The 11,083-nt window shown below is 34.3% G+C and carries 8 protein-coding genes and 1 pseudogene; 8 read left to right on the top strand and 1 reads right to left on the bottom strand.

What is annotated here, in order from left to right:
• Window positions 1–60: 60 nt before the first annotated feature.
• Complete coding sequence (locus GQY27_RS20605; protein WP_160037140.1) at window positions 61–978, bottom strand: hypothetical protein; 918 nt, start codon at window positions 976–978, stop codon at window positions 61–63.
• An 80-nt stretch (window positions 979–1,058) separates the two neighbouring features.
• Here GQY27_RS20605 and GQY27_RS20600 point away from each other — a divergent pair, with 80 nt between their 5' ends.
• The 8 genes and pseudogenes from GQY27_RS20600 to GQY27_RS20565 all read left to right on the top strand — a co-directional run bounded on the left by GQY27_RS20600 (window position 1,059) and on the right by GQY27_RS20565 (window position 10,592).
• On the top strand, window positions 1,059–3,830 hold the full coding sequence (locus GQY27_RS20600; RefSeq protein WP_160037139.1) for an N-6 DNA methylase: 2,772 nt from the start codon (window positions 1,059–1,061) through the stop codon (window positions 3,828–3,830).
• Window positions 3,831–5,076: 1,246 nt separating this feature from the next.
• On the top strand, window positions 5,077–5,427 hold the full coding sequence (locus GQY27_RS20595) for a hypothetical protein (protein ID WP_160037138.1): 351 nt from the start codon (window positions 5,077–5,079) through the stop codon (window positions 5,425–5,427).
• 236 nt (window positions 5,428–5,663) lie between these two features.
• The gene (locus GQY27_RS20590) at window positions 5,664–6,548 is read left to right on the top strand and encodes an AbaSI family restriction endonuclease (RefSeq protein ID WP_160037137.1); all 885 of its coding nucleotides are present in this window, start codon (window positions 5,664–5,666) and stop codon (window positions 6,546–6,548) included.
• Window positions 6,549–6,752: 204 nt separating this feature from the next.
• Window positions 6,753–7,145 (top strand): hypothetical protein, encoded by a 393-nt coding sequence (locus tag GQY27_RS20585; RefSeq protein WP_160037136.1) that lies wholly within the window; start codon window positions 6,753–6,755, stop codon window positions 7,143–7,145.
• A 139-nt stretch (window positions 7,146–7,284) separates the two neighbouring features.
• Complete coding sequence (locus tag GQY27_RS20580) at window positions 7,285–7,839, top strand: M23 family metallopeptidase (protein WP_236570680.1); 555 nt, start codon at window positions 7,285–7,287, stop codon at window positions 7,837–7,839.
• Between the two features lie 646 nt (window positions 7,840–8,485).
• The gene (locus GQY27_RS20575; RefSeq protein ID WP_160037135.1) at window positions 8,486–9,394 is read left to right on the top strand and encodes a hypothetical protein; all 909 of its coding nucleotides are present in this window, start codon (window positions 8,486–8,488) and stop codon (window positions 9,392–9,394) included.
• A 167-nt stretch (window positions 9,395–9,561) separates the two neighbouring features.
• Window positions 9,562–9,663 (top strand): annotated as a pseudogene (locus GQY27_RS22145) (hypothetical protein); the annotation flags it as partial.
• A gap of 323 nt (window positions 9,664–9,986) precedes the next feature.
• Complete coding sequence (locus GQY27_RS20565; RefSeq protein ID WP_160037133.1) at window positions 9,987–10,592, top strand: recombinase family protein; 606 nt, start codon at window positions 9,987–9,989, stop codon at window positions 10,590–10,592.
• Window positions 10,593–11,083 lie beyond the last annotated feature (491 nt).

Genomic DNA, 11,083 nt, shown 5'->3' with positions numbered 1-11,083 from the left:
TACGGTGGTGTGAGAGGTCGGCTACTCTTCTAATGGGTAGCCTCCTACTCGATTTCTTATTTAAAATTGAAGTATTTGTTTTATCATAGCACTGTTAGATGATTTAGTTGGCACTTTAAAGCTATCCCGCTTTACGACTTTCACACCCAGCTTTTTTTGGTGATCTTTTTCTAATTTATCGATAATTATTTCCCTGTGTTCTTTTCTAGTTGAATAATATAAAACTAATAGTGGAACTTTTAAATAATCTGCTAGTAAGATTAGTCGGTTATATTTTGTTTTATCTCTACCATTAAAATAGTGTTCACATGTATGTAATTCTATTTTATCTACAAGAGTATGTTTTTTTAATTCTACTAAAGTAAGTTGAGTATGTTTATTTGTATTATATAATAAAATATCCGCATCTCCAGGCCAAGGAGTATCAGTTTTGGCTAGGTAGCATTCCAAAGTACTTCCCCCATATTTCAATCCCTTTCTTACTGTCATTGGACCTCCTGATAATATTTTAATTTTTTCTCTTAGTTCTTTTAATTTTTGCTTTTTTTTATGAACATTAGGTTCAATTTCAAAATCTATTATACATTCTACTTCTGATTGTTGACCGCTATCATATTCTACCCACTCATTACATGGTACTTCAGGTATGATTTTATATTTTAAAATAAAGTTATTACTTTTGGCAAAAGAAATCATTTTACTTATGTATTGATTGGAGTCGATTTTTTTAATTTCGTTACCTATATTCTCAAAGATATCATTTAGTATTTCAACTGATTTCACTGTTCTTTTTATCCATATCTCTCCATTGACGATATTATCCTTCCAATTAATGAAAAAATCAAAACTTAGGCCAATAAGATTATCTTTGCTTAAGGAATCATCGTTAAAAAGATCCATAATATTCTGGTGACTACCACCTGTATTAGATTTTTTAGTTCTATCATTACACTGTGCATATTCAGGTACTATTAACATAATCATCGTCCTTTTTTATGTTTTATATTATACTTAGTAAGAAATTTAGTAAATATCCATATTTATATAAAGGAGCACATATGAAGAACATTGTACATAACGAGCGTAGCTGGGCAATAGATTTGATAAGTGAAATTAACGTAGTATTGAATACGATGAAATTAAAAATACAAAAAGCTGGTGGCGAAAGTACCATAAGAAATAAAGATGCTTCTTCTGGTAACGGCAGAAAAATAATGTTTCCAGATGTTCTACTATATGGAGATAAAGGGAAGTCTAACATTATCCAAGGATGGGAATTAAAGCTCCCTGACATCTCAATTACCGATGAAACATTCATTCAAGATGCCCAATATAAAGCAGAGCAACTCGGTTTGAATAGTACCGTAATTTGGAATTTTAATTCAGTAGTGCTATATAAAAAAAATAATCAAAACGAATGGATTAAATTAAGACAATGGAATGATCTAAATCATATAACAGACCGTAGTAAAGTGAAAACCTACGAAGAAGATTGGAAGAAATTCCTGAAGTCTCTACTTATTCAATTGAATGATTTTTTAACAGAAGGAATTTTACATACTACTCCTGTTGACCTTGTTGTATCAGAAAATATTCTTGCAGAATTGATAAATAATAACAAAAATCAAGTAGCTATTATTCTAAAGCAGAAGGTAATAACTGATCGTACAATAGAAGCAAAATTAACTAGCTGGTGGAAAGCTCATGAATATGAATTTCATAAAGATGAAAGAGATATGTTCATTGCTTATTCAAAAAACATTCTTACAGATTGGATATTAAAATTCACTTTCTCTCACTTAATTAAACGTTATTGTACGCCTGCAAAAAAAGTGGAATCAATCACAGTAAATACCACTCCTCATGAAGCTAACAAGATCTTCAATAAAATCGGTATTGAATCTAAATTCAAAAATATTTTTGATGAAGTTGATTACAATATGTATATTTCCGATGATTTTTGGCATGATTTAGTGTCCTACAATGCCTTTTTAGAAGAATTGGATATGGATAATTTTGATCAAAAAATATTGCAAAGAATGCTAGAAAATACTGTAGATGGAATCAAACGTGAAATCATTGGTCAATACACGACTCCGTCGACTCTTGCTGAACTGTTAGTTAAATCTACTGTGAAAGATACAAGTCGTCATACTTTAGATCCTTGTAGCGGAAGTGGAACGATAGCTAAAGAAGCTCTTTTGCTAAAGAAAAAACATAATCCAACATCTGCTTATGAGACTTTTTGGGCATCCGACAAATTTAACTTACCCTTACAGATCACTAGTATCGCTGCGACCGATTTTTCATCATTTAACAGTCAAGTTAAACTATTTCAATCTAACGTATTTGATCTAATCAAAGATAAAAGGATTAATTATCTATCCTCTGAAACCGGTAAAGTTATCTCTGATACTATACCGTCATTTGAATCTATAGTATCTAACTTACCTTTTGTTCCGTTTGAAATCATATCAAAAGACGATAAGCTACATGCAGAAAATATTCGAGTTAAAATTAAACAATTAATTGGAATAGAAATTAATCAGAGAGCAGATCTATATATCTATATTGTTGCTCATCTATGGTATGTATTAAATACAGGAGGTCGTCTTGGTATAATTGTATCAAATTCATGGTTAGGGACTAAAAGCGGAAAAGATTTCTTTGAATTATTACGTGAACTTTACCATATAGAATATATTCTTATTAGTGGGAATAAAAAATGGTTCTCTAATGCTGATGTAGTTACTACTATGATTATTCTAACTAAAAAAGAAGTGGAAGACGCTACTAAAAACATTAGATTTGGTATTTTAAATTGTTCATTAGAAGAGTTGAATATCGAAAATCGATTAGAAGAGGTGTCCAATCATATTTTAGCAAACACATATATAAAGAAAGAAATTCTAAATACATCTTCTTTAGATCAAGCTACAATTGATGAACTACTTAATTTCAATATCTCGCGTAATGCACTATTTCACAATATAGATTGGTTACTAGAATTCAAAGAAGATTTATTGCCATTAAATAAAGTATTTAAAGTAAATAGAGGAATGCGTCGTGGGTGGGATCCTATGTTTTACCCTGAAAGTAACCACCAAATTGAAGCAGAGTATATTCAGAGGGTACTTAAAAACTCTCGAAGTATTGATAATTTAGTTGCCACAACTGATAGTGATGCCTTCTGTTGTTTCGATTCTATAAGTGATCTTGTATTAAACAAAAAAACAGGTGCTTTGAATTGGATTAAAAAATTTGAGGACCAAACTAATAAAACCGGAATTCCATTACCTAAAGTACTACAAAAATCGGCTGCTAAAGGTCAATACTGGTATCAAATGGATAGCTCATCTCGTGCTGAACTTGTTACTACCTTGAATCCAGATAAAAGATTATTTTATTCAAAACTAGATCAAGAAGCTTTTATTAATCAGCGCTTAATAGGTCTTAGTAGACTTTCAAATAAAACGGATCTAGATTTAACACATGCTTTATTAAACTCTCTCTTAGGCTCTTTCTTTGTTGAAGCAGTAGGTTTTGGCCGAGGACTAGGTGCGCTTGATATTAACAAGGATAATTTATCCTCAACATATATTCTGAATCCTGATAGAATCAGCCCTGAACAGAAAGCCGATATAATTGCAAAATTTCAAGTTCTACAAAATAGGTCCTTGCTACCCTTCTTGAATGAATTCAAGAAAACTGATCGCATCGAGTTTGAAATGTCAGTATTAAGTGCGTTTAACAAATCACACTTATATCAAGATATTCTTGAGTCCATTATTTCAATGCAAAGAGTACGACTTACAGTACTCGAAAGTTAGAAAAATACAGCATATACATTATGAAAAATGTAGCTTAGCAGTTACTAAGCTACATTTTTCATTTTTTAAAACATACATTGCATGCAAATTAATCACAATTCTAAGTAGAATAAGATTGATTTTAGGGAGAAGGACGAAAAAACATTATTACAATGAGTGGGTTTTAATTACGATTATTTAAGAAACATCTTAGTTTATGGTCTGACTTTATTAGATCAGTAGCTTTATCAGCTCGAGAACCGTAGTTAACTAAAGCAAATCATTTACGTAAATATATTCGTAAAACGTATGTGTCAAAGAAGGGTTCACATCAGGTAACTAAATATCTTGCGAACTGATTATATTTATCCATTTTTCGAAGTGCTATGACTTAGTCTTGAAGATCATCAAGTAACAACAAGCTGATAAGCACACTGGTAGTCTCAAGATATATCTTTAATAGAAAGTGGAATGAGAATGATGTGCCAAGTGTAATAGTCACAGGGATGATTACAATTAAAGCTAACAAATCAAACAAGTATGTCGAACAGGGGAGTCATTTGATACTGAAGAAGCATAAAGAATACGAGTCTATTGCTAAAACATAAAATCTAATTAAGCCCCGAAAGTCATTCGTATTGTTTGTGAGCTGTGCTTTGAATGCGCTCTCTAGACTCGGATTCGTGTGGTGTTCTAAAGCGCTAGTGTGTCGATAATTAATGATCTCTTCCAATGATGCTATAAGGAACGAGATGAAGGTAAGGTGATCTACACGAAACAAAATTGCTGGAGAATTAGCGAGAAACTACCAGAAGGATGGGTCTTAATCGTGTTTTCTAGCAAGTTCCCAGTGCTGTTTTTCCAGCGAACAGAACGGTGTTTATTTGCGGCTTTGTTAACCATGGTCTTTGATGGTAGGATGACATATAGAGGCTGTGGTAGCGCTTCCGTCTAATTTCATAAGGAGGTTTTATTGTTGTCTAATTGTGATTGGAATAGGCCATGTAGTTGCAGGGACTGCCGGGAGATTATCGCTACTCATATCTGTTCGAACTGCCAGTTCCATAATAAGGTGAGTATAGATCGGATAGCCCACTGGGAGGACGGTTATTATACTTTTGAGATCCCCACGTCCCCAATCAAGGATTTGAATTGTTATAGCTGTGGTCATCGAATGGAACGAGTCGGATTTTATACGTCGGTGCATGAGTTATACTGTCAGAAGGAAAAGGAGCGCACCGATTTGATTCTAGCAGGAAGATTTTGTTTGAGTTGTGACAAGATAGAGGGGATTGATTTCGGATTCAGTGGTAGACGAGTGAAGCTCCAGGATTTCAACGGACGGACGCTATGTGAAATGTGCCTCGTTGAAGCTGCAAAGTTGGAGAAGCCCAATCCGGCTGACGCTGCAAATAAGTACATATTTGATCAAGATAAATTTGAATGGATCTTAGATCGGGTTAAGATCGCATGTGCGACTTGTGGGAAATCGCATTGGGTCAGTGTTGCAGAGAGGAGCTGGCGCAAGCAGTGCAAGGCATGTTATAAGCGCCGCTTTCGAACAAGAGACGAACAACGGACGGAGAAAAATTTACCGAACAGTGAAGTATCAATTTGAATAAAGGAAGTTTTTGAAGCTTCTTGAGATTGAAGAAGTGTTAGAGGATTAGTAGAATACCCCATGTAGCATAACCAGACTATGATGAAATTGGCAAGACCATTAACAGACGTACAAGAGGTGTTAAGAACTACACGAAGTATGATGTTGATTCTGCACTGGAAGGCGTAACCATTATTAATAAAAATTCGTAAGAACAAAAGTTATACTTTTAAGAATTTGAAAGGTGATTAGGAATGAAGAAACGCGATTATTTAGTTAAAACTTTATCACGAACTAAACGAAAGGATTATGAAAATTATATTATCAATGCGATCTGGCACAAGCTTGATAACTTGGAACTGAAACCAGTAAGCCAGCAATATGTAAAACGTAATAATGGTAAACATGCACTTATGGACCTTTACTTCCCACAACTTCAGGTTGCAATTGAAGTAGATGAAGCCTACCATCAAAATAATCAAGAAGCCGATAAACTTCGTATGGATGATATTATTGCTGCAGTTAACGAAGATTCACAATCTGACTTTGTGTGTTTGAGAATTGATGCTTCTAAGTCAATAAAGTCGATTGATAATCGAATAAATGAGATCGTATCATTCATTCAAGAGAAAGCATCTAGTAAAAATTTAGAGTGGTTGTCTTATGCAGACGAACTAAAACAAATTAAACAGCAAGAGTACCTTTCTATTTATGATGATGTATCATTTAAAAATATAACAGACATAGCCAACAATATATTTGGAAAAACCTATAAGGGGTTTCAAAGAAGCGGATTCAGAGTAACGGAAACACTGTGGGTTTGGTGTCCAAAGCTGTCAGTTACTATAGATGGGAATACTAAGTCCGCAGCAAAAGGATGGCTAAACTTCTTATCCAATGATTGGTCATATATCGATGAGTCACAGGAAAATCAAACAGAAGATCAAAGAATCGCACTTATAGAAGAAGATTCTAGCTTAAATAAGGAACGAGCGGTGTTTGCACATTATAGGGACAATTTAGGGATAAGCCGGTATAGATTCGTGGGAGTATTTAAGAGTTCAGGATTATCTCCTGATGACGAAAAATATATACGGTATATTCGTATTAGTGAAAAGACTAAAATCATAAAGGTATAAGAGTCCTGACTAAAAATTAAATTAAGTTTGCTTAACAAACATCGAGATCGGCTAACTGCATATGATAACTTGCAGAATAAATGATTGGTTAGTTATGAGTTGTTTTCACCATTCATTAGCTTTGTAATAATGAAATATATGGGATTGTTAAATTGGGCAGATATTAATTTTAATGGTATCAGAACCTGGAGAATGACTGGCAGGTTGGACGGAAATAAAGATCATTCACAAGGGGCTGGAACTTTGTATAAATCAGTAGTTAGAGATGGCCAATTTCTTGTTCTTGTATGTGATGGAATCTTCGACACTCCACTAATGGAGTTACCGACAGAAGAACTTGCGGATAGAGTTGCATATGAACTCCAAAGTGCTTGGGATGAGGGTGTTGCAAGTAGTTCTTGTTGCAAGCCACAGGGACTTAATGGTGATGGATACGATATAAATATCAGTATCAGTGAGGTGATTCAAAAGCTAAAGTCTATGAGTCTCACGGAGCGGGAAGCTTATCTTCAAAGACTAAATCGACGTAATGAAAGAGTTCAAAAGGTTGAGGAAGTTAGAAGATGGCGAGATGTTCTAAGCTGGAAAAGTAAGTGAGGAACAGAAATCGAATCAACGTTCCAGAATTTTCGGGAATCTGGGTGTTTTTCCTTGCTCAAATGAGACAGTATTCAAATGCTTAATTAATCGGATTCCAATAATATGGTTTAATACTCGATTTTCCTCAGCAAATTACTTGGAAAAGAGCGGAGCGGCTTCTGGTAACTTTGAAAAAGCACTATATCAATACAATCACAGCCAGGAATATGTATCAGAAGTAATGAAATACGCTACGCTTTACGTGACAGAAGGGTACGATATTATAATTCCGCAACCGGGTAAGGCTGGGTTTAGTCGTCCAGTAAACGGAGAAGTTACTTCCGGATTTGGCCCACGTACTCATCCCGTTACTGGCGAAGTAGGAAAACCACATGAGGGTGTAGATTTTGCTTGTTCCTATGGACAACCGATACCTGCATCTAAAGCCGGAAAGGTGATTATGGCTGGTTGGCAAAATATAAGTAATCCAAGTGAAGGTTACGGTCAGTATGTACGTGTGGATCATGGGGGCGGCTATGTTACTATCTATGCGCATTTGTCTTCCATTAAAGCTCGTGCTGGGGATCAAGTATCTGCAGGAACTGTGCTTGGTGGATGTGGGTCAACCGGCAGCAGCACCGGAAACCATCTACATTTCGAAATCATTATCAATGGTGTAAAGGTAAATCCTTTGTTGTTTGTAGAGGGATAAAGAGTGAAAAAAGGTTAGGATTCAAGCTTAATAATGTTGAAAAAATAGCGATTATTATTTTATTAACGGTATCCTTTCGGAAAATACAGTAATTAGGGGTTGAATAATTTCACGAAAAATAAGCTAGGAGTGACAAATGGACGATTTCTTCTCAAGAATAATATATACTGGAGAATAAAAAAAGGATTTAGATTTAGTTTTTGCCGATGAAGTATCAATGAATATTATTTTCGGTAACAAGTCAAAAGAAGAAATAAGTGAAATAGTTGAAGAATTATCTGAGTATATTATTTGTCTTACTAATTTTGTAGATGAAGCAATTGGATCTTACTTTATTTCTAAAAAGCAAAGAACCGCATACACAGTAAAATCATTTAAGTAACGTTTGAGTATATTCAAGTTGTCATCGACAGTAGAAGACACCATTTTCACGTTTCGGGCCATACGGCCCTTGGTCCGGCAGATGGATTTCTAGGAAGTACTATTAGCAGCCGGACCACCCATTACTGCTAAGTCCGTCTGACCCGGCTGGCGCCCTTCGTGAATACACAACGTTTAATGCTGCAACCTGAAAGAATAGGAAAATAATACAGAGTAAGCTAGTTTGACCTTTTCCTAAAATCAAAAAAACATTAGGAGTATTTCTATGGATAATCTTACCCCTTTATTAACTATATCTGGTGCGTTTGGTGCTGCATTTGCTGGGCAGTATTTAGGACATAAACTGACACGTAATCGTGATATAGAAAAACAAAATAAGGAAAGCTTGCAAAACCTATATTCGCCATTAATTTTTAAAATTGTAGATTATATAGACATTGAATGCAGTAATGCCATTAGCACACCTAATAATTTTATAGACGAACCAGGGATGTATGCTTTAGATCAACTTGATATACAGTCAAAAGAGAATACGAATGATCTATTCAATAATATATTGGCAGATATAAGCAAGAAACTGACATATGCTGACCAAAATCTGATTATGAGTTTTGAGATTGCTAAAAAGTGCGGGAAGGAGTTTAATTATGGTCAGGAAAAAGCAACTTTAATGAATAATATAAATTCTGTAAGAAGTCGTATAGAATTATCTTCAGTGTTCTTTTCACAGTATTTGAAGCTTAACAAACAATTGAAAACACTTTCTAAAGGTATTAAAGATGAGTTAGAAGAACCTTATTTCTACACTCTAGTAGTTCGTATACTTCTTCAAATGCGTTTGTTTTCTATAGCTATTAATTATTCATTTAGAGATAAAGATTTGATTGTTACAGCATTCGGTATTGATAAATCTTTACTTAAAAAGGCAGAGAATCTAGTGAAAAGACATGAATATATACTTAATGATTTAGATGATTATTCGTCACAAGTAAACGAAGAATTGGAGGTAGATTCATACGATTTCTTAGAAGAACTAATTCATAAAATGGAATATATGGATCATGATGGATTTGGATCTCCAAACATATGGAGGAGATTAATTGAAGAAGAACGTCTTAAGGAAGAAAAGCGATCAAAGGACTTTCTTGAAAATTACGTAAATATAGATTCTTAAATTAATAACACTTCTTAGTGGGAAGCGTCACAATGTTTCCGTGTTCAGTAATCAAGAAGATCAAGAAGATAAAGAAGATAAAGAATATCAAGCAGCTCTAAAGATAATGCCAAGAGAATGGATAAAAAAATGGGGCAATATGAAAGAACTAGGTATATCGTGGGAAAAAAATTGTGGTTGATTATATATCGGGTATGACAGATGCTTATGCAGATAATTGTTACGGAGAACTGTTTGGAAGTAGAATCGGGAACATTCATGGAGAATAATGATTCTAATATAAGTAACGAGAGGCTTTTGTTTAAGAAGTATGTTTTTGCCAAGAAAAAGTAGTATTACTATCTTAATAATCTACAACCGGGCACAATTCTGCAATACAAGAGGGCTTGCTGATGCAGCCCTCTTTATTCTTCTAAATTTTTTTCGCAGTACATAAAGGTACACCATTATAGACACTCAGTAAAGCAGTGTAATTCAGTCTATATAATACGACATATAAACCTTTATAAACGTCTATAAACTAATTGTTGTTTATATACCTAAAGGGTTATAATGAAGGCAGCAAGAGATATAGATTGGTGGTCGGGATACAATGGGAATTAATTTTGGGTACACTCGTGTGTCAACTAAAGAACAACACCTGGACAGACAGTATGAAGCGTTAAAGCCATATGTAACGAATGATAAATACATATATAGTGACAAGGCTTCAGGTAAAGATATGGATCGTGAAGGTTTTCAAAATATGCTGAAGGCTATGCGTAAAGGGGATACCCTCTATATCAAATCTATTGATCGTTTAGGAAGAAACAAGGAACAGATCAAACAATACCTACAATACTTTAAGGATGAAGGTATTCGTGTAAAGATTATTGATTTACCCACGACTATGCAGGACGTTCCCGAAGGACAGGAGTGGGTGATTGATATGATAAACAATATTATCATCGAGGTTTACACATCTATAGCACAGCAGGAACGTGAGACTCTTCTACAACGTCAGGCTGAAGGTATTGCAGTTGCTAAAGCTAAAGGTAAGCATCTGGGAAGACCTAAGTTAGAATTACCTGAAGAGTGGGGTAAACTGTATAAGCAGTGGACGTCAGGGAAGATTACAGCAGTAGCATTTATGGATATGGTCGATATGAAGAAGCCGACCTTTTATAAGAAAGTGAAGGAATACGAAGCTACTCTTTAGAGGAAGAAGGCATTACACGCAACCGATCGACAACAATGGAAGTTGGATAATAAATAGAAAATACATTGAATTGATATATAAAAATAAAATTCTAAGTTTGGTTGAAGTATGAACGTCTTTTTGCTATGATTATAGTATATTGTAAAATTATTTAAAATCATCAATTTAATAGAATAGTTTGCAAGGGGCACGGGAAGATATTCTTCCTATAGTGTCCCTTTTTTGTTTTTATATCTGTCTATTATCAAGTACATATTAGGCGGGTTCATGTGCTGTACGAATGACATACTCAAAATTTTATGTGGTATATACTTCGCAATCATCACGAAGTCTCACACCACTTATTATTAATTCTAAATAATCCAGTGTGAGGATAATTTTTTTGGGATAAAAAAAGGAATATCTGAAATTTTAAAAAAACAAACACAATCCAAGCCTTAAAATGGCCTTCTCATGTCCGTTTAAAACGATTTTTGTTTTTGTTTATGGGT

Origin of the sequence: Paenibacillus sp. An7, from assembly GCF_009870785.1 — a bacterium.
In the GTDB taxonomy this organism is placed as follows: domain Bacteria; phylum Bacillota; class Bacilli; order Paenibacillales; family Paenibacillaceae; genus Paenibacillus.
Note: the sequence above shows the minus strand (reverse complement) of the source record. Positions and strands in the feature narration are given on the sequence as shown.

Coding starts and splice junctions, on each gene's coding strand:
- GQY27_RS20605 (WP_160037140.1), bottom strand. CDS start 978: ATGTTAATAGTACCTGAATATGCACAGTGTAATGATAGAACTAAAAAA.
- GQY27_RS20600 (WP_160037139.1), top strand. CDS start 1,059: ATGAAGAACATTGTACATAACGAGCGTAGCTGGGCAATAGATTTGATA.
- GQY27_RS20590 (WP_160037137.1), top strand. CDS start 5,664: ATGAAGAAACGCGATTATTTAGTTAAAACTTTATCACGAACTAAACGA.
- GQY27_RS20575 (WP_160037135.1), top strand. CDS start 8,486: ATGGATAATCTTACCCCTTTATTAACTATATCTGGTGCGTTTGGTGCT.
- GQY27_RS20565 (WP_160037133.1), top strand. CDS start 9,987: ATGGGAATTAATTTTGGGTACACTCGTGTGTCAACTAAAGAACAACAC.